We start from the raw sequence: 24562 nt of genomic DNA on the forward strand, positions 1-24562 counted from the left end.
CGCAAGACAATTGAATATGAGTTTAGCGTGAAGCTCTCTTTTTCTTGCGATTTCTTTCTTTGCCAGATCGGCGCTGAAATTGCTACTCGCGCCAACTCAATAACCGGAGAACGACAGAAGAGTCTTCGATCCCTTTCACCTTCCCCAATCTTTCCAGTCGCCTTCAGGGGCCCAGCTTGTCGACCATCAAGTCCGTTGCCAAAGAGGAGGGCATGATTGAGCTTTGGTTAACTCTCAATGGTGATGGAGAGGGGCCTTGTGGAATAATACGGGCAACGCATGGTGATACGGCCTCCCGAGTCGCTTCCACGGCGATCGCAAACTAACTCCCTTCCCCCACAAGCACTTCCGTCAGGAAGTCTGGATTCCAGCCGCACAGGCGGCGTTTCCTCACCAGACTTTGTTTGCCGGAATGCTACTTATTTAAGGATAACGCGAACCGCCGAAGCCACGCCAGATTGTCGGCGGCATGGCGGCTTCTCAGGCGGCTTTCATCTTCGCGGAGCCTCATGTCGAGCGACCAGTGCATCGACTCGATCGCCTGGTGTTTGCGGATCACGCGAGCGAGTTGCTGCACGCCCATTCACAGGCTCGTCAAAAAGTATCGCACGTCGAACGTTTCGACTCCTTTCTCAACCGTCATGCGACCGAGAGTCGTCGAGCGACTGAAAATACTTCGCCAACTCGCGCAGTTCCGCCTCGGCGACAACCCGTTTTGTGATCCGTTTCTTCTTGCCTTTCTTCGCCATGTCGATCTCCCGCTGAGGACTTGTCAGTTGAGGAACGATTGTGGCAAAAATTCGCTTGCCGCGCTAGGTAAATTGCCTAGAGTGCGTGATGGCCGTGGAGTCGCTTCTGTCTGGGGACACACATTGGATTGACGATATGGAAATAGCTATGCCGCGCTCGCCTCAACCGCAATTCCGTTCGGCCTATCGGCCAGCTTGCGAATTCGGAACCAATTTTTCCAGCGTCGGTTGCTCGAGTGGCGAGGAACCGCAGTTGATCACCAGTCGGGTGAAGAGACTTTCGCCTGCGCGCCAGGTCGAATCGATTCAGGTGAAGTTTGAGCGATTCGAACACGCTTGATAGGATCGTTCGTCGCCGGGGCCTTGAGCCGTTTTGCTGGTTCTTCCGGTGCGGCGATCGAGCGCCGCGCAGGCTCCGTTCGACATCGTTGTTCGTGCCGCTGGCTTCCGGGTGCGAGTCGAAAGTGAATAGCTCTTCTCCGTCCAATATAGGCGAGCCAGTTCATTCACCAGCAAGTAATACTCCTTGGCCGAAATTGGCTCTAGACCTTTCATAACGGATGGATCAGGATTTGGGGAGCACTCCAATCGTGCCACTTGTAAAAGCACGACGAGAGGGCAACTCCAATACAATTATGCGATTGCTTACGTCCCGCACGCGAGCGTTTGATGCCGGCGGCGAACATAGTGGAAAGACCATTCGGGAAGTCAGAAAACTCGCCAATGAGGTAACGACGACATTGGTTGCGAAATTTGAGTCTGAATATCTTGTTGACATACTTCGGTATTGCGATGTGCAGGGCATTATTCAGGTATCAGAGCGACTTAAATCCCATCTTGAACGACCAAAGAGGAGCGAAGAATACGACGCCAATCAGCATGGGGCAGAAAGATCGGACTGGCTTGCCGATGCATTCTTTGCCATGAAAGGAATTCCGGTAGAAAAATACTGCGGATTCATTGACGAGAACACGCCCTACAGTACACAGCACGGTGTGAAAGGTGAGGAATACGAGGACGTAATTGTCGTATTTGATGACACCGAGGCGTCTTGGACTCACTACACATTTGCAATATTGTTGGCCCCAAACTCGGCTGGGACCGCAAATGACAACCAGTTGGCCCGTAGTCGCAAACTCGCCTATGTCTGTTTTTCGCGTGCCATTAAGAATTTGCGAGTCGTGTTGTTCACTCCTGACCCTGAATCCGCGGCAGAGGAACTAATGGCCCAAGGATTCTTCCAAGAATCGCAGATCAATATCCTGGCATAAAACAGGCAGGCTAAATGTTAGGCCTTCGATCTGGTCCTCGGAACGGATGTCTCATCGTGAGTTCCACAGCCCTCAACTTTCTAACAGTGCGGGAGCCGGAAGATGGCTCCTGAAGGAGTTCGAAGGCTGGTAAGTAAGCGAAGCGGAAGCGACCGAAGTGCATCGATCAGGCAAACAAGACGCGGTGCGGTTAGTGGTTGAGGCCCGTCGCAAGACATGAACGGGCATTATCGTTGACATTTCAATGCGAATCATGTTTAAAACGCATGTGACGCGAAGTAGAAACGACAACGGCATTCCCATGACGCAAATTCTGGATAAGGTTGCCGCCTTGCAAAGCTAGGGCGGCATGGCAAAGAAGAAAGACGCCAGCAAACCGAGACGTGACATCTATCAAGAAGTCACGAACCGAATCATCGACTGCCTGGAGCAAGGCGTCGCACCCTGGCGAAACCCAATCAAACGGGGCTCCGGTGATGGTTGGCCAAAGAATCTCGACAGCGGCAAACGATATCGGGGCATCAACGTCTTTTTGCTTGGCTTGCGAGCGTGGGAGAGCGGATACTCTTCCGATTTTTGGCTGACGTTCAACCAGGCGAAGGCCCGAGGGGGTCAGGTTCGCAAAGGGGAGAAGGGATCGCTTGTCACCTTCTTCAAGATGTATGCGACCAAGGATCAAGAGACAGGCGATCCGGTCGAGATTCCAATGCTGAAGCACTTCATCGCGTTCAATGTCGAACAGGTCGACGGCATTAAGGCTCCCGATGCCCCAGTAGCGAACCCAGACGCCGCGCCATTTGAGCCGCTTGCTGCGGCCGAACGAATTGTGGCCGGATACCCATCTCGGCCGGCGACTGAACATAACGGCGGCAGCCGAGCGTTCTACCGCCCGCGGTCCGACAGCGTTCATCTGCCCAAACAAGAACGTTTTGAAGATCGGGAGAGCTACTACTCGACGCTCTTTCACGAACTAACTCACTCCACCGGGCACAGTAACCGCTTGAACCGCGGTCTCGACACCGAACTAGCGCCATTCGGTTCGCCCGACTAAAGCCGCGAAGAGCTGGTCGCAGAAATGGGCGCCGCGTTTCTATGCGCCGTGAGCGGAATCAGCCCGCCGACTATCGAGCAATCGGCATCGTACCTACAAGGCTGGATCAAGGTCCTCAAAGGAGACAAACGCTTGGTCGTCGGCGCCGCCAGCGCGGCTCAGAAAGCGACCGATTGGATCCTGGGCGAGAACTTCAACAATGCCAGACCTCCACCGGACAACGAGACCATAAACGATCCCTCAGATCAGACGCCACCGCCGAAACGGAATGGCCCCACCTCTCAACTTGATTTGTTCTGATCTCCCTCGCTTGCGATATCCATGTTTCAGGCCCCTTTCTTTCCGATCGCCTTCAAAGCCTGCTGCCGCAGGAAATCTGGATTTCTCGCGATGTGCGAATAAACGCGACTAACCATCGTCGGATCTTTGTGCCCCATGAGATGAGCAACCGAGATCGGATCGACCCCGCCCTTGGTCAGGGCCTCCGTCGCAAATGAGTGTCGGGCGCCATAGGCAATCACGCGGAAGCCGACCGTTTTGCTGACGCGGGTCAGTTGGAGAATGATTGCGTTCTTCGTCCAGGGCCGGCCACGGGTATTACGGAACAAAATGCCAGTCGGCCGGTCTTTCGCCAGTCTGGCGAGAATGGCCTTCGCCTCGGGGACCAGATAAATCACACGGGCCTCGTGTTCTCCTTTCGATTCGTCCGTCGGGAAGATGACGAGATCGTCGTGAAGGTGACGGGCTTCAATGGTTCGGGCTTCCAAGGGACGGCAGCCGGTAAGATAGAGAAAGTCGAGCAATTCGCCCAAAGGTCCGGGAACATTCTCTCGAATGAGCTTCCATTGCTCCGGGGTATAGAAAACGTCGCGTCGTTTCCGTTTCGGCTTCTTCATCCGCTTGATTGGGTTGCGGTAGAGATATTCTTGCTCGACCGCCCAGTTCAGCATTCGCTGCACGATACCGACGACATCATTTTGCGTGGTCGTGCCGACGGCCAAGCCTTCGTGCCATTTGGAAACGTGGTGCACCCGCAGTTGGGAAGGCCGCATTCGCCGGCCAACGCTGTCGATGAACGATTTCAGGTAGCGTTTGTGCAGTTGGTAGGTCGCCGGCTTGCGATTCGCTTCACACCAGTCGAGATAGGCCTGGGAGAGCTCGTACAGGGTGGTGAGTTCGTCCTTGACCTGCTCGCGATCGGCCATCAATTCATGGAATTTGGTGTGGGCGGCGTCGCGGTTTTTGCCTAGCGGAATTTGCCGGCCGCCGACGCTGCAGTACCAGCTTTTGGTCTGCTTGCGGTAGAAGGGCTTTGGCTGCCGTGGCATGAATCGCCTCCGTTTCGTGCATTGAATCGTGCATTTGACGAATTCATGCTTGGAGGACTAGCGGCGAAAGGCAAGTTTTGCCCGAGAAAAAAGCGAGTGGGCGATGAGGGACTCGAACCCCCGACATCTTCGGTGTAAACGAAGCGCTCTAGCCAACTGAGCTAATCGCCCGCGAAGCACGAAATAATACCGTACCGCAAGAAAGATCGTCAATCGGGCGCCTTTCGCTTCCCTACTGAGGGATCTTTCTCGGGCCAGGCTCGCTATAATCGGGAGATATCTCGCAACTCCCAGCCTCTCCAACACTTACCATCACCTTGATTTTCCTACGCATTCTCTTGTTGGCCGCCCATTTGGCCGGAATGAATTTCGCCGCGGCTGGGCCTTTGGCGGCAATTTGGATCGATGCGCGCGGCGCAAAGCAGGGGGCGCCGTCTCTGTTTGCGTTCGCAAAAGCGGTAACTTGGTCGTCGCTGGCGGCCTTTGTGGCGGCGATGCTGTTGGGCGGGCTCAATGGGCTGGCGATCTGGGCCGGCGGCGAGTGGCAGTTCTTTGCGGCGTTGGGGAGATTCTGGGACACAAAAATCTTCTTCGGCTGGTGGGAACTGGCGTTCTACATCGCATGCGTGGGGGGGTATCTGTTTTGGCGGACCCTACGTCCAGCGGCGACGCGGTGGGAGCGGATCATCTCCCGCTTTTTGCTCCTGCTGGCGGGAACCAACCTGCTGTACCACTTTCCGCCGCTATTTGCGGTGATTCAGATGCTCGCTCGCGAGGGTGCCGGCGAAGGGGCGACGATCGACTCGAGCGAGTTTCGCAGCTTGATGGCGACGCCGCACGTGATCTGGCTAAGCGTCCACTTTCTCTTGGCTTCGATCGCGGTGACCGGCCTGATGACGGCTAGGCTGGCGTTTGGCCGCCTCGATGAGGCGGAGACCGATCTGGTCGTCTCGCGAGGCGGAATGTCGGCGCTGATCGCGACGTTGTCGCAGGTTCCGATCGGTGCGGCGTTCACGCTGTCGCTGCCAATTACCGAGCTTCGCAATTTGATGGGCAGCAGTTCCATTGCGACATTAACGTTCGTCGTGGCGATTATTTCCGCCTTCTGGCTGATGCACGTCCTGGCGATCACCACATTTTTTCAGCGGACCAAGCGGCAAGTCAACCAAGCGCTGGCGACCTTGCTGGGCGTGATCTTGCTGATGACGGCGGCGATGCTGGCCAGCCGCTTGTAATACGCGTCCAGAACCTTAACCTCTAGGCAGACAAACGCCCTCCTATTGGCAACGCCGCCACCAGAAAGATAGAAAACCATGTCGATTGAAATCGCCACCCTGCGTGACGCCACGTCTGGCGCCTCGGCTGATATTGCGGTCGGTTACGGCTTCAACTGTTTTCGTTTTACGGTCCCCAATGGCGAAAAGTCGGTCGAAGTCTTGTGGGCCGAGGAAGGCTTTGAGTCGGGCGAATTGCGGGCGTCGAGCAGCGGCATCCCGGTCCTTTTCCCTTTTCCTGGCCGCCTGAAGGATGGCGTGCTGCAGTGGGAAGGAAAAGAATATCGCCTGCCGCAGAACGATCGGACCGGCAATGCGATTCACGGCTTCGTCTATACGCGACCATGGCGGACCATCGCGCAAACCGAAAGCAGCGTGACGGCCGAGTTCAAGGCGTCGGTCGATGATCCCAGCATTCTGGAAATGTGGCCGGCCGATTTTCAGATTCGCGCGACCTACGCGCTGACCGGCACCACGCTGACGGCCGTTTTTGAAGCGACCAACTGCGGCGACGCTCCGCTGCCGTGCGGACTCGGTACGCATCCCTACTTCCGCGTGCCGCTCGGCGGCAGCTCGGCCGACGGCTGCAAAATCAACGTGCCGTACCACTGCGAATGGACGTTCGCCGACAAGATGGCGACCGGAGAGAAGAGGGCGGCCGAGCCGCTCGCCGCTTCGTTTGCCGATACCTCGTTCGACAACGCGTTTGGCGACCTTGAGTGGAACGACGGCATCTGCGTAACGTCGATCGAAGATCTGGAAAGCGGCATGAAGATCACGCAGACTTTTTCCAATGAGTTTATCGGCGTCGTTCTTTACAACCCGGGGCATCGCGAGGCGTTCTGCATCGAGCCTTACTCGCTGATTCCGGATGCGTTTCAAGTCGCCGACAAAGGCGTCGATGCGGGACTGCGCGTGCTGCAGCCGGGCGAGTCGTTCGCGGCCAAGGCGGACATCGCCGTGACGACGACCAAGTAGTTATCGACCGGTTATCGCAAGAAGCAAAAAAAGACCGTGGCGTTGGCCACGGTCTTTTTCGTTTTACGCGCAGAGTTCTGAACGTCTGCAGCTGGCAAGCATGGCTTACTCAGCGGCGACCGGCAGTTTGCCCGCCTTGATCAGTTCGCCGTAGGTTTCGCCGGTCGGCGACTTTTCGGCTTCCAGCTTCACCAGGATTTCGGTGAATTCCTTTTGAGCCTTCTCTTTGTCTTCTTTCCGAGCGGCGACAAATTCCTTCTTGTCGACCAACTCGTCCATGGCGGCGCCATAGGCATTGCGATTCTTCTTCGATTTGCCTTCGTGGCACAGGTTGCACTTCACTTCGGCAACCGCGGCGGCCAGCGCCTTTTCGCTATCGGTCTTCGGCTCTTTGACGTTATAGTTGGCGATGAACACCTCCATAAACGGCTTAATGGCGAAGGCCTGATCCGCGGTGACGACCGAGGCAACAGCGCCCAAAATCAGACAGAACAGAACTTTCTTCATCCTTATCCTCCAAGGGGTTTACGCGAGACCTGCCTAGCAGCTCCAGGTTGTACGGCAAACGGTCTTATTCAGGTGGGTTATGGGCAGGGAGGGTGCGCGTGGGAATGCCGATGTTGTTCTATTAAAATGGCCGGAATTCCCGTGTCAAGCTACTCCCTCTACTGATTTTCCCCGTTACCACCCCTTATTTTACGACAAAAACCAACTAACGGGCTCTTTTTTTACAGGAAGTTCATTTCCCGTGATCCAGCCGCGGGTCGAGAGCGTCTCGGAGCCCGTCCCCCAGAAGGTTGAAACCGAGGATGGTGATCGAAATCGCCAGCCCTGGCGCGATGGCCGGCCAGATGCTGGTCGACAAGTCATTTTTCGCCTCGGCCAGCATCCCCCCCCATTCGGGAATCGTCGGATCGCCGCTGATCCCTAAGAACGACAGGCCCGCCACTTCCAGGATGGCGCTGCCCAGCCCAAGCGTCGCCAATACGACCAGCGGACCTACCAGCCCCGGCAGAAGCGACCAGAAGAAGATATGACGCGTTGTAGCGCCGGCGGCGACAGCCGCAGTCACATATTCATGCGAACGCAACGTGAGCGTCGTGGCGCGAATCTGACGGGCGAAGATCGGAATGTTGATCAAACCGACCGCCACAATCACTGCCGGCCAACCTGGCGCCAGCGCCGCCATCACCAGCAATGCAATCAGAATCGCTGGAAATGCCAACACGACGTCAATGAAGCGCATAATCGTTTGGTCGACGACGCCAGGGAAATATCCAGCCGCTGCGCCCAAAGGAACGCCCAACAAAATCGCCAGGCCGATGGACAGTCCGCCGGCGGTCAGCGACAAACGCGATCCGTAGATCACCCACGTCAGCACATCTTTCTCGTTGGTGTCGGTTCCCAGCCAATGGGCGGCGCTGGGCGGGGCCAGCTTCTCGCTCCGCTCATCGATTGGATAGGGCGCAATGACATTGGCGGTCACCGCCACGACGCAGACGATGATGACGACGGCGCCCCCTAGCAGCGCGCCCCGATTCGACAGAAACCGCTTCCAAGATCGGTCCATGGGTTACGTCTCCGTCCGAATACGAGGATCGAGCCAGAGATACGTCAGGTCGAGAATCAGGTTGGCCGTCACAAACATCACCGCAATCACCAGCGCGGCCCCCTGCACCACCGCGTAGTCTTGCTCGCGCACGGCGGTCACCAGGTAGCGTCCCAGGCCGGGCCAGTTGAAGACGGTCTCGGTCAGTACGGCGCCCGAGAGCAACATGCCAACCTGAAAGCCGGCGATATTGACGATCGGCACCGACGCGTTGGGCAGCGCGTGTCGCCAGACGATTCGCCATAGGCTGGCGCCTTTCGCTTTCGCCGTCCGCAGATAGTCGGACGAGAAAACCTCGAGCATGCTGCTCCGCGTGATCCGCGAAATCACCGCCGCCGGAATCGTCGCCAGCGCCGTCGCCGGCAACAGCAAGTGCCGCAAAGCGTCGACCGCCAAGTGGAATCGCCCGGTAAAGATCGCCTCGAACAGGAAAAAGTCGGTGTGAAACTGCGAGATCATCGTCGGCGCGACGCGGCCGCTGGTTGGCATGTTGGTGAAGATCGTCATCAGACAGATCCCCAAAAAGAAGACGGGCACGCTCACGCCGACTAGTGCCAACGTCATCGCCACGTAGTCAGGCCAGCTGCCCCGCCACAGCGCTGATGCGACCCCAGCGCCGATTCCCATGGGGATAGCGAACACAATTGCCGCGAGCGAAAGTTCCAGCGTCGCCGGAATCGTTTCCAGCAATCGCTCGGCGACCGAATCGCCATGAAAGAACGACACGCCCAGATCGCCTTGGAGCAGTTCGCCCGGCAGATCAAGCAGCTGCACCCAGATTGGGCGATCCCAACCTTGGCTCGACATCGCGTCGGTCACCCGCTCTGGCACCGCATGTTGGCCAAACCGGGCGAGCGCCGGATTGCCCGGCAACAGGCGGATCGAAATGAAGATCAACACGACGGCGACCGCGACGGTCGCTACCGACTGCATGATTCGAACGAATAGAAATCTCGCCACGGCGACGGCAACCTTCGTCTAGCGTTTCAACTTGGTCAGTCGCAGACGAGTCAGCGACGAAGGATGCAGCAGATAGCCAGTGACCGCTTGATTTTGCACGTTGCGGACCGACGTATGAACCAGCGGCAACAGCGGAGCGTCGGCGAAGATCTGCTCTTGCGCCTGATGATACAGCTCGACCCGTTTGTCGTGATCCATCTCGGTCTTCGCCGCGGCCAACAAGTCATGCACCTTCTGACTGCGATAGCGGCTCATGTTGTTGCCGCCGACGTCGTTGATGTTGTCGGGATCGAGCAACGTGTAAAGAAAGTTGTCTGGGTCGGGCATGTCGGCCGACCAGCCGGCCAGGCCCAGTTGATGTTCGCCGCGAGTCATCCGGCGAAAGTGCTGCGAGTTCTCGTTGGTGACGATTTCGGTTTCGATGCCGACCTTGGCGAGCGAGTCCTTGATAAAGATCGCCGTTTGTCGCGGCTGCTGCATGTAAGGCCGGGGATCAGTCATTACAAATAGTTGCACCTTGACCGGGGTCGGCACGCCGTCGGCCGCCGCTTCGGCCAGCAGTTGTTTCGCCTTTTCGGGATTGTACTCCCGATCCTCCATCTCAGCGTGACTCCCCCACAACGTCGGCGGGACCAGCGTCTTCGCTTTGGTCGCATGTCCCGAGTAGGCCGACTCGATCAGCTGATCGCGATCGATCGCATACCAGATCGCTTCGCGAATCCGCTGGTCGTCGAGCGGGGCCTTGTCGTTGTTCATCGTCAGGTAGGCGACGTTCATCCCCTCCTTTTCCTGCACGACGACGCCCGGTTTCTCGTCCAGGGAGTCAATTTCGGCCGGCGGCAGATTGTCGGCGATGTCGATCTCGCCCCGCAGCAGTTGCTTGACCCGCACGGCGCTTTCGCCGACCGGCAGGAAGATGACGCCGTCAATCTCGGGGCGTCCCCGCCAATGGTCGTCAAACGACAGGAGCGTCAGCTGTTGGTTGACGTTCCACGAGTCGAACTTGAACGGGCCCGTGCCGACGGGGTGCTTCCAGAACTCGACCTCGTACTTTTTGACCGCGGTTGGGCTGACGATGCTGGACGGAAACATCGACATCGTCGTCAGAAACGCCGCCGTGGGCCGTTTCAAGCGAATCTTGACGGTCAGCGGATCGACCGCCGTGACCGACTCGATCGCCTCGAACGACTGGGCGTACGGAATCACCGGATCAAACACATACGGATGGTCGGGCTTGGTCAATCGCTCGAGCGAAAAGACGACTGCGTCGGCGTCGAGCGGCGTTCCATCATGAAACGTCACGCCCTCCCGCAGCTTGAAGGTCCATTCCAACCCATCGTCGCTGGTCGTCCACGACTCGGCCAGGCTCGGGACGAGATCGAGCGTCTCATCGTCGAACGTCACCAAGGTATCGTAGATGTTGCACATTACCTTGACCGACTCGCCGATATCAGTCTGGATCGGATCGAGCCGATCCGCATCGTCGCCGCGGCCATAGATCAAGATATTGCTCGGCGGGGGCGGAGCGCCACAGCCGACGAGCATCGACAAAATCAGACAACAAAGAAGCGAGCGCATACGTTCTTTCGATTAACTGCGATCGGGGCTGGGAAATTATTTTAGCGCCAAATTGGCTGGGGTCACACCCCGTGACGAAGAGATTTACGGGAGTTCGCTGGGAGAAAGGACCGGACTGCCGACCGCAGGAGCGTCAGCAGGAAATTTCGGCAGTTTCGCAAAGTCCGCCCCAGCGATCTCGGCGCCTGCCTTCTTGTCGTAGGCGTAATTCCCTTCCGCATCCGCATCCAAGCGATAGTCGCTCAGCAGCCGCTGCGAAAACGGAGGCAGGCTCTCCATTTGCCGCGCCCAGACAATCGGCTCTCGTTTGGCAAATTTGTCCCCTTCGACCGCGGCGCCCCACTTCTCAGCGTTCAGCGCCTCGATCTCCAGGCGAGTTTTCTTTTCCCAAAAAATCTGCCGCAAGCTGTTGGTCAGATCGTAAAAGTTGTTGTCTCCCTTGAACCGGACCGATTTCAGATCGTCCAGCTTCGCGCTGGGGGCGCGATCGTACTGCAGCAACATCGCTTCGGTCGGCGACCAGCGGACGATGCAGTCGGTCAGCGTCGCTTCCAGGTCGCGCTGCTCGGGGAATTCGCTGGAGCTTTCCAGGCGGAACAAGCCTTGGCTCGCCGCCGCGGTGACCCGACTCATCCGCACGTCAATCAGTTCGGTCGAAGTTTTGGTCGAGCCTTGCACGTCAAGCAACACGCCTGAGATCGCCAACAGACCGTTCTGCCAATCAAATTTGAACTGCGACGCCTGATCCAGATGCACGACGTCGGTCTCGCCCCGAATCGCCGTATCGACCAGCGAAATCGACGGCGGCCGGTACATCATCACTTCGGTCGTCGTCGCTGGCGTGATCGCAATTGCCAGCGGCCGCCGAAAGACGGCCGGCAACACCGCCATATTCGGCGGAGCGGCGACGGTAAAGGTGCAGCGATTCGTTTTGATAGCGCCGCCGGTTTCCAGCAGGAACAAACAGCCGGGGTCGACCGAGGCGTCGGTCGTCTCCAACCGAAACGCCAATCCCTCGAACAACGCCTGCACGCGTCCGACGCGAATCATGTTACGGTACATCGACATCGCGTGGATCGACAGCGTCAACTCTGGCGAAAAGCCGACGGCAGCCCGCATCGTGATCTTTTCGGTATCGGCGTCCCCTTCCAACAGCAGCGGCGCCTCGATCCTAACCCGGCCGTTAAAGCGGAGTTCGATCGTATCGATCTTGGGGTCGAGCTTCGCCTTGGTGACGGCGTCATAAATCTGCGTCGCGCTGGCGACGTTGACCACTTTGACGTTCGGCATGTCGACCGCGGCCGGCGGCAAGATCATCGGCAGCGGCGAAAGCGGGGACTCCAGCGGATTGGTTTCCCGCGGCGTCGTTGGCGACATCGGACTGGGAGTCGTCCCTTTCGGGTCAGGTTCTGGAATTGCGCCGATGCCGCGATCGTCGCGAGGCGGCGTCGCGGACGGATTGCCAGTCGCGCTGCCGAGGCTTTGAAAGCGGCTCTCGTCCTCGAAGGTGAGCTTCGGCAGAAACTCGTGACTGCTGCGTGCCGACCAAACGGCGTCCATCACAAAGAAGATGGCGATAAACGCCAAGATTGGCGCTACCCACGGAAAGTGACGTTCGATGATCGTTGGCGGCTGCACGTCGGCCGCGATCGTCATTCCTCCGCCATGCTGCAGGCGAAAACCGAGGTCTTCGCAAAAGAGCAGCATCTCGGCGATGAACTCGGCCGGCGTTTGATAACGATCTTGCGGATTCTTGGCGGTCAGTCCGCCCAGCAGCACCATGATTTCGTCCGGCAGGTCGTCGCGCAGTTCGCGCGGGTCAAGCGGTTCGTCGCTGCTATGACTGAGCAACTTCTGCAGCACCGTCCCTTCCGGAAACGGCGGCCGCCCAGTCAGCATGTAGTACAGGGTACAGCCGAGCGAATAGAGATCGCTGCGGACGTCGGCCAGACGAGGGTCGCGGGCCTGTTCCGGCGAAATATAGTCAAATGTGCCGAGCGTTACGCCGCTGGCGGTCAGGTCCCCCTTGTCGTCATCGACCTGATGCAACCGGGCCAGCCCCATGTCGACCAGTTTGGCGGTCCCGCTGGAGGTGACCAGAATGTTGGACGGCTTGATGTCGCGGTGAACGATGTCGCGCTGCGAGGCATGATGCAGCGCCTCGGCGATTTGCAGCGAGTAGTCGAGCGCCTGCTCGACCGGCAGCGGTCCATCGCGATCGACCAGGTCGCGGATGTTGTATCCTTCGATGTACTCGAAAACGATGTAGTTCCAATCGTTGTCGGTACCGACGAAGTAGACGCGGGCAATGTTCGGATGATCGAGCCGGGCGGCGCTCTTCGCTTCATTACGAAAGCGGTTGACCGTCTCTTCGCTACCGTTGTTCTCGCGCGAGAGAACTTTGATCGCGACCTCGCGCCCCAACAATTTGTCGAATCCGCGGAAGACGGCGCCCATACCGCCGGCTCCGATGAACTCACGCAGCTCAAAATGGCCAAGCGTCTGCCCGACCAGGTCGTTGTTCAGCCACGCGCTGTTGATCGGCCGAATGGTCGAACCACCGTTGCCGTCCGACTTGTCGCGGGCCGAGATGACGGTCGCTTGCTCTTCGGTCGTCATCAACATCTCAGGCGCCGTGGTCGACGGCATGTCGCGTCCCGACGATACCTTCGTTTCGCTCGGCGCAGGCGCCAGCGACGAAGAAGGCTCTTTCGGCAGATCGGAGTCGGGCGACTTAGAATCCACGACCGCTACGGACCTCGAGACTAGTGAGGCGAATGTTCAGGAAAAGGGAAGATGCCGCCGCAGACGACGAGATGGAAACGGCGTGCATCCATAAGCTGATTCTAGACGGACGCCCTTAATCGTCAACCGAATGTCTCGTCTGCTAATGACTTACGAAAAAACGTTGCGTCCAAAGAACGGCGATAACAATTGCGCCGATCATGCCGCTCAAGCCGCCCAACAGAGCCCCGGGCCACCTAAACCATGTCGCCAGCATGGATCTGGCAGTAACTTTCGTAGCGCCGCGTGTCGAGAAACCCGTCCGCGACCGCTCCCTTGACGCCGCACCCCTCTTCGTGAGTGTGCGAACAGTCGGGAAATCGGCAGCCGGTAATAAAGGGGCGGAGGTCTCGAAAATAACCGGCCACTTCCTCCGGAATCACGTCCCACAGCTGAAACTGCCGAATCCCCGGCGTGTCGACCACATGCCCTCCCGCTTCCAGCGGAACCAAACTGGCGGTCGTCGTGGTGTGCCGCCCTTTGTCGGTCGTTTCGCTGACGTGCCCGACGCGCAGATTCAGACCGGGCTCGATCGCATTCAAAATGGTCGACTTGCCGACGCCGCTTTGCCCCGACAAGACGCTGGCCCGGTCTTTCACGACCGCCCGCAGTCGAGCGACGCCGATTCCCTCGGTCGCCGAGAGCAGAATCACCTGGTAACCCATCTGACCATAAACGCCAACCAGCGGTTGCAAGTCGGCAGGCCGTACCAAGTCGATCTTGTTGATGCAGATGATCGGCTTGATGCCCGCCTTCTCGGCGGTAATTAGATAGCGGTCAATCAGGTTCGGCTTCAAGTATGGCTCCGCCGCGCTGGCGACGATCAACAGTTGATCGACGTTGGCGACGATCACATGTTGCCGCCGTTTGCTGGCCCGGCAGAGCACGCCGTAGCGTGCCTCGATGCTTTCGATGATCCCTTCCTGGTTATCGGCAGGGCGAATCCAGACAAAGTCGCCCGCAGCAACCACATGCCGCTGATCGGTCGAGAGCGTCTTCAACAGCCGCCGCGTGGCGCACCGATAGATCTGTCCGCCGTCGACTTCGACCTCGCTGTTGAGGCCGCGGACTCGCAGCACGCGTCCTTGGAGACATTGCGACGGATCGAAATCGATCTGCAGTTCGCCGTCGTCCCCTTCGGTCGCGCCGTGGATCGTTCGCTTGCGGGTCAGTTCCCCTTTGCCCGACAGTCGCTCGGCCGAGGCGAGCTTGTCATGATTCAGCTCGTCCTTGGCGAACTGCCGGGTCAGGTCCGAGCCGCGAACCCGCGAAGAGCGATTCTTCCGGAATTCAGTGCGAAACTTCTTCGAGCCGCGCTTCGCCATAGGAATCTGCGACTATTCCTCTTCCGACTTGGCGCGCGGCGGCGCTTCGACGCCCGGCATTCCGTTACTCGACTCGTACGGAATCTCTTCCTGGCTCTTCTTGCGAATCGCATGGACCGACGGCCCAATGAGGTCGGTGATTTCGACGTCCGACAACTCTTCCTTTTCGCACAACTCTTTCGTGACCGATTCGAGCTTGTCTCTATTCTCGGTCAGAACGTCGATCGCCCGTTGAGCGGCGTCGTGCAGGATGCGAGCGATTTCTTCATCGATCACCTGCATCGTGTGTTCGCTGAACTGACGCGACTCGTGCATCTCGCGGCCCAGGAACGGATCTTCGCCCGACATCTTGTAGCTGACCGGACCAATCCGCTCGCTCATTCCCCACTGGGTCACCATGCGGCGAACCATTTTGGTCGCACGTTCCAGGTCGTTCTCGGCGCCGGCGCTCAGTTCGTCGTAGGCGATCTTCTCAGCCGCGCGACCACCCAGGATGAAGGCCAGCTTGTCGCGCAATTCGCTTTCGCTGATGTTCATCCGCTCTTCTTCGGGCAACGTCTGCGTCACGCCGAGCGCTCGGCCCCGCGGAATCACCGTCACCTTGTGCAGACGATCGACGCCCGGCAACAGCCAGGCCAACAGCGCGTGCCCCGCTTCGTGATAGGCGGTCTTTTCTTTTTCGCGCGCGACCAGCGCCTCTTCGCGGCGGGCGCCCATCAAGATCTTGTCGCGGGCATACTCAAAGTCCTCCATGTGGACTTCGGTCTTGTCTTGGCGAGTCGCCCAGAGCGCCGCTTCGTTGATCAAGTTGCGAATGTCGGCGCCGGTCAGTCCGACCGAGCCCGCCGCTAATCGCTCCATCGAAACGTCGTCCGCCAGCGGAACATTGCGGACGTGGACTTTGAAGATTTCCAGGCGGCCCTTCATGCTCGGGCGATCGACCGTGATATGACGGTCAAAACGGCCAGGTCGCAGCAGCGCCGGATCAAGCACGTCAGGACGGTTGGTCGCGGCGACGACGATGACCGTTTCGCCCTGCGTGAAGCCGTCCATCTCGCTCAGAATCTGGTTGAGCGTTTGTTCCCGCTCGTCATGTCCGCCACCGAGACCGGCGCCACGTTGACGACCGACGGCGTCGATTTCGTCAATGAAGACGATCGACGGCGAGTTGTCTTTGGCGGTCTTAAACAGATCGCGGACGCGGCTGGCGCCAACGCCAACAAACATCTGAATGAACTCAGAACCGCTGACCGAATAGAACGGCACGCCTGCTTCGCCGGCGATCGCGCGCGCCAGCAAGGTCTTACCGGTACCCGGAGGCCCAATCAGCAGCACCCCCTTGGGCACCTGACCGCCAAGACGCTGGAACTTTTCGGGCTTACGAAGGAAGTCGACGATCTCTTGCAGATCGCTTTTGACCCCTTCCAGGCCGGCGACGTCGTTGAAGGTGACGGCGCGGCGGTTCGCTTCGTACTTTTTGGCCGGGCTCTTGCTGAAGCCCGAGAGAAAACCGCCCCCCATGATCTGATCACGGCTACGGCGGAAGCTATTCCAAATCAACAGCAACACCACCAGCGGCAACAGCGCAAAGATCACCCCCAGGATGACCATGCTGTGATTTTGCTCTTTGTACGCAAACTCGATGTTGTTTTCAGCCAACAGGTTGGTGGCGTTTTCGACGACCGCGTCGCCGGCGCGAATATTGACCCGGAACTTCTCTGGAAGCTCGATCGGGTCGCCGTTCTTATCTTTCTTCTCTACCCACTTGCCGCTAGTCTGTTGTTCGCGGACATGGACCGTCTTGATGAAATCGCCGGTGATCTGCGCTTCGTCGATCACTACATCTTTGACGTTTTGGTCTTTGACCTGCGTTTCGAACTGCGAGTACGAAATCAGGCCGCGACTCGATCTGCCGGGGGACGCCAATAGCATGACGACCAACACCGCCAGAACGAGCATCACCACAAAGATGCTGAACTGCGGACGGAAACCTCCCTGGGTGGGCTCGTTTTTCGGATTTTCTTGATTTGGATCGTTTGGCTGTTCCGCCATCCGTTTTCCCTTACAGGGACCGAGGAATGAAATGAGACGCGGTGCGGGACTGACGTGCAGGATACGGCGCGAATTGCCGCAAAACCATAAGTATTCTTACCTTTTGCATATCATGTTGCCCACCCCCAAGACCTAGGAACCGCGTGACTTCGCACCCTTACAACCGGCAAACGCCCTCTGTTCGCCGCAAAGCGGCTGTCGCTGTGATTGTTCGCCAACGGCGACTTCTGGTGATCCGCCGCTCTCAGAACGTCCCTGCGCCGGGCAAACTTTGCTTTCCCGGCGGAGGCATCCAGCCCAACGAGTCGGAGCAAGAGGCCGTCGTCCGCGAGATCGCCGAAGAAATCGGCGTCTCGTGTTTCCCGCAGCAAAAAATATGGCATAGCCAGACATCTTGGGGGACCGACGTCGCCTGGTGGGCGGCGGAGATTGCCGAGGACGCCCAGATCGAGATCAACCTGGACGAAGTCGCCGAGTATTTCTGGCTACGCCCGGCCGAGTTGCACGCGCACGTCGACTTGCTGCCGAGCAACCACGAGTTTCTTTCCGCCTGGAAAGCCCAGACCTTTACGATCGCCGACTTTAGCGATCCTTTCGCTCGGCATGCTGACGATTGAAGACCTCAGGATCGAACGGATCGCGGGCCTGGTACTCTCGATTTGATTTGGGGGACATCGTCGTCGGCGCGGCTGCCGCCGGAGGCTGCACAGGAGCCTGCCGCAAACGAACCGGCAGTTGGGTTGGCATCGGCGTTTGCGCCGCCGAAGGAATCGGCGTCAGCACATCCTGGTAACCGACCTGCTGGATCGGCTGCTGCTGGGCGGGGCGAAGATCGCCGCGCGGCTGCACCGATTGGGTCCAAGCCCGCAGCGCCGCCAATTGCCGCGGCCAAGCATTGGTCTTGGTATTGATGCGGCCGTCATGGGTGTCGTACAGCACTTCCAACAAGGGAATCGACCCATTTTTGAGCTGCGCCACTTCGTAGGTCGCCATCATGTTGCGTAACGTCAGACGTCGCGGCATCACCCCCCGACCGCTGCTTTGAATCAGCTGAAACTCGGAGGTTGCCGCTGGGCCGTGACAAGCCGACGCCGAGCAGGCGTTCAGCAGCACCGGCTGTACGATCGTCGCAAACTGGCCGGCCGCCTGCGGATGGAATTGTTTGGCGAAATCTTCGAGCGTCTCGTCGCTGATCACGCTCGGGCGGTTCGCCGCAGGAATTTCCTCAACCGCCGAGGTCATGGCGATTTCGGGCCGTTTGGTCAGCGAATCGAGCCGCCGCCGCGAGAGCTGCGCGACCGGATTATCGGGCTCCGAGCGTTCGACAAACCGCAAATGTTCGTCCGCTTCCGAAAAAAGTTCGGCTCGAATGCACCACTGCGCGATCTCTAGCCGCCCAGCTATCGTATCGAGAGATACTTGTCCGCAGCGGTACTGGTGCGCCTCGGCCATCGAAACGCAGCGATGCTGCACCGATCGAGCCGGCACTCGTACGACCGCATCCTCGTTGATAGCAACGACATACGCGTCTCCAGACACCGTAATGGCTCCCTGGATTGTGTTGCCATTGCTCAGCAACAAGACGCCGCGGGTCGGTCCGATCCACCCTTCCTGGCTATAGGCGGGAAGGGCAGTCGCAAACGAGAACAGTAAGATGATGAGTAGGCGTTTCATGGGGGTCGGAGGCTATCGATCTGACCGAGACGCGTCAATTGCAGTTTGCCCCCCGGCTTAGGTGCAATTGTGAAGAGAATTTCACTAAAATCCGCACAACCCGTTTGATGACAACAACTTCCGGCTTTGTTCGGCTACTAGCAATCCGAACCCGCCGCAATTATATTGAGGCTTTCCCCGCTTCAAGCTGGCACGAGTGCAGCGAAATGAATGACAGCTGGGTGCGACACGAGACGATTTTCGTCGGTCGCGTACAGGGAGTCGGTTTTCGCGCGACGGCGCAAAATATTGCCCGCCGCTATCCTGTGGTTGGGTTCGTCCAGAATCAGCCGGACGGTTCGGTCCGCCTACTGATCGAAGGCGATCCCGAAACGTGCCGCCAGGTGGTGTATCACATCGCCGACCAGATGGAAGAGTTTATTGCCGAACGAAAAACGGAGTCGAGCGACGCCACCGGCGAGTTCGTATCGTTCGACATCCGCACATAAATGCTGAGACGTACATCAAGCCTTTTCTCCCGTAATCTTCTCTTCAGCTCAGGACGATACGACGCGCCATGACGCCACTTCTTGCATTTTTTCACATGTCGTCGAAGAACTTCGCCCACTGGGTCACTTCGCTTTGGCTCTTCGGCATTGGGGTGATTTTGGCCGGCCTGGTCGTCTTTGTCGTCTGGTCGCTGCTCAAAGCAGTCGCGCCGAAATACGCCGATCGTTGCACCGAGGCGATCCGCGGCTCGATTCTGTTTCCGATCACGATGGTGATGCTCATCTGGGCCGCTATCGGCATCTTGGGAACGTTCGCCGTGCAGGAACCGGCCTCGATCCTCAACTCACTCCGCCGACTTCCCTACGCCGGCGCCACCGATCACAAGATTGAAATTCCGGCCCTCGCCCAGCTGAACGAGGATGGCAGCGTGCCGGCCAATCCGCTCGAAATCACCGTCGACTCCGACGAACTGGCCAAACTGAACATCAGCGCCGACGGGCGTTTCGACCTAGTCGCCCGGATCATTGGCGAACCGGAAGACGTGGCGACCTACACCATCCGCGAAGGTTCGGACTGGCAATGGTCGCGCGGCGACAAGGCGTTCCTGTCGCGCAAGCTGCCGCCGGGACAGATGGTTGAGTTCTACGCTCGCAACGATAGCGATCAGCCGATCGAAGGGATCATGACCGTCACGATCGAGCCGGAACATGTCGAAGCGGTTTCGATCTTCCAGACCGCGCTGATCGTCGCGTCGCTCTACTTCATCTACTTCGCCTACTCGATGTTCTTCCCGAAGACCGCCGCCATTTCCGAAGCGACGGCCACCTCCGAGATCTCGCAGTTGCTCTTCATGCTCTGTGCGGTGATTGGCTGCTTGTTCATGATCGTGGCGATTTACTTGCCCTATCAGACGTTCGGCGAAGACATCAAGGTGCTCAAGCACACCGGCCTGCAGGTGATGTTGATCCTGGGCATGGTGGTCGCGATCTGGGCTTCCAGCACGTCGATCTCGGACGAAATTGAAGGGAAGACCGCGTTGACCTTGCTCTCGAAGCCGGTCAGCCGCCGTCAGTTCATCATCGGCAAGTTCCTGGGAATCGTCGGCGTCGTCGCGGTCCTGTTTGTGATGATCACCCTCTTCTTCCTGCCGGCAGTCGCCAGCAAGCCGATGTTCGACTCCCGCGAAGGCGCCACCTTCGAGTACGAACGCTTCGGCGAAAAAGGGATCTCGTGGCAGTTGCTGCATGAAGAAACGGTCGACGTCGTCCCCGGCGTTGTGCTCGTCTTCCTCGAAACGGTCGTCCTGGCCTCGGTCAGCGTCGCCATTTCGACCCGCCTGCCGATGATCGCCAACTTCCTGATCACTTTTGGCGTCTATGCTATGGGGCACTTAACGCCAGCGATCATGCAGGTGTCAGCGCAAGGGTTTGAACCGGTAAAATTTGTCGCCAGTTTGTTGGCGACCGTCTTGCCGGTGCTGGAGAACTTCGAGATTTACGGCGCCATTTCGGCCGGTCGAGAAGTCCCCTTAGAGTACATCGGCCTCTCCGCGTGCTTCGCCATCCTGTATAGCCTGATGGCGATGTTCCTGGCGCTGATCTTGTTTGAAGATCGCGACCTGGCGTAACGCCGACGCGGTCGAAGAGAAAAACAAAAAGGACGCTGCCAACGTAGCGTCCTTTTTTCATTGTTATTCGCATAGTAGCCCGCAGCGCGAGCGAGGGAAAAGCGGCCGCCAATCGAGCGAACTTCGAAGCTCAAACGTCCACGCTACCAGCGCTCAAGAAACTCCTCCGCCAACTCCGCAAACAGCTCGCCCGGCTCACAGCCTCGCGACTCTGCTAATCGGGAAATTGCAAACGCGCAACCTTTGGCGGCCGGCTCGCCATGTTCTTCATAGATCCAATGGGCAAAGCGCAGATTAAAAGCGTCATCGCGCTCAATCACGCCCAGGTCCTGGAAAGCGAAGCGATGGCCGAAAAGCGTCGCCTCGAACTCCGACAACGTTCGATAATACATCGCCGGTAACCGGATCGCCTCTCGCACCAATTCCCCGCACGATTTTTTGTAGTCCACAACAGTGGGCGAAATCATGTAGATCTTTCGAGGCGCCGGATTTTGCTCCAATTATCCGCAACCGATTGCATCGGACGCTCGCTGTCAAAAAAATGGCGTCAGCTCAAAATCGAACCTCCTCGCCAAGTCGTTTAGGCTGACAACTCCGCCATGCCCGAATCCCCTGCCCCAACCTCGCCGCCAACGACCAAACGCCCCCTCAACCTCTGGCGGGCCTTCTGGCTCACCTTCCTCGTCGCCTCGCTCGGGTACGCGTGGTACTGCTTCTACGTTCCGGCCAACAGCATCGCCTGGGCACAGGACTTCCCAGCGGCGCAGCAGCAAGCGGCCGAGTCGGACAAGCCGATGGTGCTCTACTTCACTGGCGCCTGGTGCGTGCCGTGCCGGATCATGAAGCGTCAGGTCTGGGCGGACGAAGAGGTGACCCTGGCTGTGAACGGTCAATTCGTGCCGGTGTCGATCAACGTCGATAGCCCGGAGAATGCCGAAGTCTTAAGCCGTTACAACATTGGCGGCGCACCGGTCACGATTGTGACCGACGCGGCAGGGAACGCGCTTCGGTGGCGCGTCGGGGGAATCAGCAAGGTGGAGTTTCTAGAGTTGCTGGCCGATTCGGACGCCACCGGCGACTTGGGGTCTTAGCCGGAACTCGCTGGCCACAGGCCTGCGCCCCGGCATTTGCTTGACAAAGCGCACGGAAATGTGGTCGATTTCCCGTAGGGAAACGTTTCCGTTGCACCACGATTGGGAACTGCGCCATGATCGAGCGAGCCGCGCACCGCGAAAAAAAGAAAACGGCGGTCCAGTCCACCCAACAGCCTCCATTGATGGGAAAAGACGCAGCTGCATGGCTGATGACCATGCGAAAAAAATAGAGCAGAGTCCAGTCCACCCTTTGAGCGCTAACGGGTTTGGCTGCCAGAAACGCGGCTATGCAAAAAAACGGGACGTGCAGTCCACACGCTGGGCAGCGTAGAGAAAATGGAGAACCGGCAAGCAGCGGGCGAGTAGAAAAAAAGTGATGCCGTCCAGTCCACCCTCTGAGCGCTAAGCGATCTTGGCGCTATCGCGACCTAAAAAAGTTGCGATAGGTGGTCCACAGAATAGCGAAACCAGGAAGACTGCGGTGCAGCAGAAGCGAGCGTTATCAAAACGCGCGCTGCGGTCCAGTCCGGTTGCTTGCGGGCACATTCCCTCGGCTTGCGCACTCGGGTTCGTGTGTTGCGCAAACCGTGCCCCCGATTTTCCGCTTTCGCTACGCGGCTTCGCGGGTTTGCGGGGCCAGCTTCGGCATCGGCGTGAAATGGGGACCGCGGACCGATTGGTCGGCGTCGTGCCAGACGTGGCGCTGGATGCTTTTGGCGACCATTTCGGCAACAATCACCGCGTCACGACCGGCAAAGCCATCGACCCGCGGCGTGTCGCCGGTTTCGATGGCTCGCACAAAGTCGGCCTGTTCGTCGGCGATCGCGTTGGTCGCCGGCAGTTCGACTTCCTCCAACGGCAACAGCGACTCAAAAAGATGCTGCCGGATATGGTCTTTTTCGGCTTGCGGCAACGCATGGACGTCAAGCTCGCCAGAGGCCAAACGGGGATCGGGCTTGATCGACTGCAGCTTGCGGCTGCCCATGTCGATCTGGACGAAACCGCCGGCGTGGTAGACCTTCATCTCCCGACGCGGCTGAAAGCTGCTCCGCGAGGCGGTCAGATTAGCGACGCAACCGTTTTCAAACGTCAGGCGAGCCTGAACCATGTCTTCGTGGGGGCCAAAGACCGACGAGCCGATCGCCTCGACGGCGACGACCTCGCTTTGGGCGAGCGACAAGACGAGGTCGATGTCATGAATCATCAGGTCGAGCGTTACGCCAATGTCGACCGAGCGGAACGAGTAACCGCTGGTGCGAGCCGCTTCGATATAGCGGGGACGATCGATCAACTTGCTGGCGGCGACAAACGCCGGATTGAAGCGTTCGACATGCCCGACTTGCAGGACGCGACCATGCACTTTGGCCAAGGCCAACAGCTGATCGGCGTCGGAGATCGAGAGGGTAATAGGCTTTTCGACCAGCAGATCGACGCCATCAGCCAATAGTTCGGCCGCGACTTCAAAGTGATACTGAGTCGGCGTGGCGATGATCGCGGCGTCGAATTCGCCCGAGATTTCGCGATGCGACGCATAGGCGGGCACGCCATTTTCGGCCGCGGCGGCTTCGCGGGCGGCGGCGATCGGGTCGACGATTGCGACCAGCTCGAGCCCTGCCGTTTGTTTGGCCAGGCGAGCATGAATTTTACCGAGGTGACCAGCGCCGATGACGGCGAGACGACGTGAAGCCATGGCGGAATCCTTTCCGAGCCTCGTGTCACGCCGCCGCGTCTTGCTGCGGCGCTTCATACGGAAGTAAGGGAATTAGGCGGAGCAGCGGAGACCGAGCTGAACCTGGTTTTCCAGCAGCAGTTGCTTGACCAGTTCGGCGTTTAGGCGGTGACCGCTGCGATAGGCGATCACCGAACCGGCGATGTCGCAACCGGCCAGGGCGAAGTCGCCGATCAAATCGAGCGTTTTATGGCGTACGCATTCATCTTCAAAACGAAGTTCGTTTTCGATCGGGCCTTCGTCGCCAAAGACGACCAGGTCTTGAAAACCAACTTGCTGACACAACCCCTGCGAACGAAGCCAATTCGCTTCATCCTCCAGGATGAAGGTCCGGGCAGTCGCCAACTCTTTTTCAAAGAACTTGGGCGTCAACGTGCCGGTCAGCGTTTCGCGACCGATCGGGCTGTTGAAGCCGTAGTCGAGTCGGTACTTGAAGTCGAGCCGGAGCTTGTCGTTAGGGCGAGCTTCTACCCACGCTTCGTCATCGCCAACGCGAACCACGTCGGAGACGACCAGCAAGGTGCGCGTCGCATCTTGCTGAACGACGCCGGCCGAGCGAATCGCTTCGACATAGGCGGCCGAAGAGCCGTCGAGCCCCGGCATTTCCGGAGCGATCACCGCGACTTCGCAGTTATCGACTTGCATCCCCGACAGCGCGGCCAAGACATGTTCGACCATCTCGACGGTCACACCGCCGACCGTCAGGTTGGTGCGGCGAGGAACTTCGATCCGGTTGGCGACCGAGGCCGCTATATGGGGCTTGTTCGGCAGATCGTCCCGCACGAACGTGATTCCGGCGTCAATCGGAGCAGGTCGAAACTCGACGCGATTCGACTTGCCCGACCAGTAACCGACCCCTTCGACCGAGACCGTCGAGGCGAGCGTTCGTTGGAAACGATATTCGCCATCGTGACGCAGCAGCTGTTTCTTCATGGATGCTGGCTGAAATTGAGTTTGCTGCGAGAACCGTGCGGCGGAAGGCCGTTCGCC

The 24562-nt window shown here is 58.6% G+C and carries 20 protein-coding genes, 1 tRNA gene and 1 pseudogene; 8 read left to right on the forward strand and 14 right to left on the reverse strand.

The window, feature by feature from the left end; all coding sequences use genetic code 11:
• Positions 1–415: 415 nt before the first annotated feature.
• Positions 416–583, reverse strand: coding sequence for a hypothetical protein (locus Enr8_RS25420; protein WP_186767586.1), 168 nt, complete (start codon positions 581–583; stop codon positions 416–418).
• Between the two features lie 726 nt (positions 584–1309).
• On the opposite strand from Enr8_RS25420, the gene Enr8_RS11475 reads away from it, so the two are divergent.
• Both Enr8_RS11475 and Enr8_RS11480 read left to right on the forward strand, forming a co-directional pair.
• Positions 1310–2020, forward strand: coding sequence for a hypothetical protein (locus Enr8_RS11475; RefSeq protein WP_186767587.1), 711 nt, complete (start codon positions 1310–1312; stop codon positions 2018–2020).
• A gap of 349 nt (positions 2021–2369) precedes the next feature.
• Positions 2370–3371: pseudogene (locus Enr8_RS11480) on the forward strand (ArdC family protein).
• A gap of 26 nt (positions 3372–3397) precedes the next feature.
• On the opposite strand, the gene Enr8_RS11485 reads toward Enr8_RS11480, so the two are convergent.
• Together Enr8_RS11485 and Enr8_RS11490 are read right to left on the reverse strand one after the other, a co-directional pair.
• Positions 3398–4399, reverse strand: coding sequence for a tyrosine-type recombinase/integrase (locus Enr8_RS11485; protein ID WP_146431533.1), 1002 nt, complete (start codon positions 4397–4399; stop codon positions 3398–3400).
• 97 nt (positions 4400–4496) lie between these two features.
• Positions 4497–4570, reverse strand: a tRNA-Val gene (locus Enr8_RS11490).
• Positions 4571–4716: 146 nt separating this feature from the next.
• Here Enr8_RS11490 and Enr8_RS11495 point away from each other — a divergent pair.
• Positions 4717–5634 (forward strand): hypothetical protein, encoded by a 918-nt coding sequence (locus Enr8_RS11495; protein ID WP_146431535.1) that lies wholly within the window; start codon positions 4717–4719, stop codon positions 5632–5634.
• 78 nt (positions 5635–5712) lie between these two features.
• On the forward strand, positions 5713–6651 hold the full coding sequence (locus Enr8_RS11500) for an aldose 1-epimerase (RefSeq protein WP_146431538.1): 939 nt from the start codon (positions 5713–5715) through the stop codon (positions 6649–6651).
• 105 nt (positions 6652–6756) lie between these two features.
• Here Enr8_RS11500 and Enr8_RS11505 read toward each other — a convergent pair whose 3' ends face one another.
• The 7 genes from Enr8_RS11505 to ftsH form a co-directional block, all read right to left on the reverse strand.
• On the reverse strand, positions 6757–7158 hold the full coding sequence (locus Enr8_RS11505; protein WP_146431540.1) for a hypothetical protein: 402 nt from the start codon (positions 7156–7158) through the stop codon (positions 6757–6759).
• A gap of 232 nt (positions 7159–7390) precedes the next feature.
• A complete protein-coding gene (locus Enr8_RS11510) occupies positions 7391–8221 on the reverse strand; it encodes an ABC transporter permease (RefSeq protein ID WP_146431542.1) in 831 nt (276 codons plus the stop codon).
• 3 nt (positions 8222–8224) lie between these two features.
• Positions 8225–9220, reverse strand: coding sequence for an ABC transporter permease (locus Enr8_RS11515; RefSeq protein WP_222434850.1), 996 nt, complete (start codon positions 9218–9220; stop codon positions 8225–8227).
• An 18-nt stretch (positions 9221–9238) separates the two neighbouring features.
• Positions 9239–10798, reverse strand: coding sequence for an ABC transporter substrate-binding protein (locus Enr8_RS11520; protein WP_246120045.1), 1560 nt, complete (start codon positions 10796–10798; stop codon positions 9239–9241).
• 84 nt (positions 10799–10882) lie between these two features.
• On the reverse strand, positions 10883–13543 hold the full coding sequence (locus Enr8_RS11525; RefSeq protein ID WP_246120046.1) for a serine/threonine-protein kinase: 2661 nt from the start codon (positions 13541–13543) through the stop codon (positions 10883–10885).
• A 236-nt stretch (positions 13544–13779) separates the two neighbouring features.
• The gene (rsgA, locus tag Enr8_RS11530) at positions 13780–14907 is read right to left on the reverse strand and encodes a ribosome small subunit-dependent GTPase A (RefSeq protein ID WP_146431544.1); all 1128 of its coding nucleotides are present in this window, start codon (positions 14905–14907) and stop codon (positions 13780–13782) included.
• A gap of 12 nt (positions 14908–14919) precedes the next feature.
• Positions 14920–16959 (reverse strand): ATP-dependent zinc metalloprotease FtsH, encoded by a 2040-nt coding sequence (gene ftsH / locus Enr8_RS11535; protein WP_261342435.1) that lies wholly within the window; start codon positions 16957–16959, stop codon positions 14920–14922.
• Between the two features lie 143 nt (positions 16960–17102).
• On the opposite strand from ftsH, the gene Enr8_RS11540 reads away from it, so the two are divergent.
• Positions 17103–17576: an NUDIX domain-containing protein gene (locus Enr8_RS11540; RefSeq protein WP_186767588.1), complete on the forward strand. Its 474-nt coding sequence runs from the start codon at positions 17103–17105 to the stop codon at positions 17574–17576.
• Here Enr8_RS11540 and Enr8_RS11545 read toward each other — a convergent pair.
• On the reverse strand, positions 17542–18633 hold the full coding sequence (locus tag Enr8_RS11545) for a hypothetical protein (protein WP_146431548.1): 1092 nt from the start codon (positions 18631–18633) through the stop codon (positions 17542–17544). The two genes, Enr8_RS11540 and Enr8_RS11545, sit on opposite strands and share 35 nt — an antisense overlap.
• A 206-nt stretch (positions 18634–18839) precedes the next feature.
• On the opposite strand from Enr8_RS11545, the gene Enr8_RS25425 reads away from it, so the two are divergent.
• Together Enr8_RS25425 and Enr8_RS11555 are read left to right on the forward strand one after the other, a co-directional pair.
• A complete protein-coding gene (locus Enr8_RS25425; protein ID WP_186767589.1) occupies positions 18840–19121 on the forward strand; it encodes an acylphosphatase in 282 nt (93 codons plus the stop codon).
• A gap of 68 nt (positions 19122–19189) precedes the next feature.
• On the forward strand, positions 19190–20749 hold the full coding sequence (locus tag Enr8_RS11555) for an ABC transporter permease (RefSeq protein ID WP_146431553.1): 1560 nt from the start codon (positions 19190–19192) through the stop codon (positions 20747–20749).
• A 143-nt stretch (positions 20750–20892) separates the two neighbouring features.
• On the opposite strand, the gene Enr8_RS11560 is transcribed toward Enr8_RS11555, so the two are convergent.
• Positions 20893–21216 (reverse strand): hypothetical protein, encoded by a 324-nt coding sequence (locus tag Enr8_RS11560; RefSeq protein ID WP_146431555.1) that lies wholly within the window; start codon positions 21214–21216, stop codon positions 20893–20895.
• Positions 21217–21348: 132 nt separating this feature from the next.
• On the opposite strand from Enr8_RS11560, the gene Enr8_RS11565 reads away from it, so the two are divergent.
• Positions 21349–21840: a thioredoxin family protein gene (locus Enr8_RS11565; RefSeq protein WP_146431557.1), complete on the forward strand. Its 492-nt coding sequence runs from the start codon at positions 21349–21351 to the stop codon at positions 21838–21840.
• 613 nt (positions 21841–22453) lie between these two features.
• Here the strand turns inward: Enr8_RS11565 and Enr8_RS11570 are convergent.
• Both Enr8_RS11570 and lpxC read right to left on the reverse strand, forming a co-directional pair.
• Positions 22454–23533 (reverse strand): Gfo/Idh/MocA family oxidoreductase, encoded by a 1080-nt coding sequence (locus tag Enr8_RS11570; RefSeq protein ID WP_146431559.1) that lies wholly within the window; start codon positions 23531–23533, stop codon positions 22454–22456.
• 72 nt (positions 23534–23605) lie between these two features.
• The gene (gene lpxC / locus Enr8_RS11575) at positions 23606–24505 is read right to left on the reverse strand and encodes a UDP-3-O-acyl-N-acetylglucosamine deacetylase (RefSeq protein WP_146431561.1); all 900 of its coding nucleotides are present in this window, start codon (positions 24503–24505) and stop codon (positions 23606–23608) included.
• Between the last annotated feature and the right edge of the window lie 57 nt (positions 24506–24562).

It is taken from the genome of Blastopirellula retiformator, assembly GCF_007859755.1.
Lineage (GTDB): Bacteria > Planctomycetota > Planctomycetia > Pirellulales > Pirellulaceae > Blastopirellula > Blastopirellula retiformator.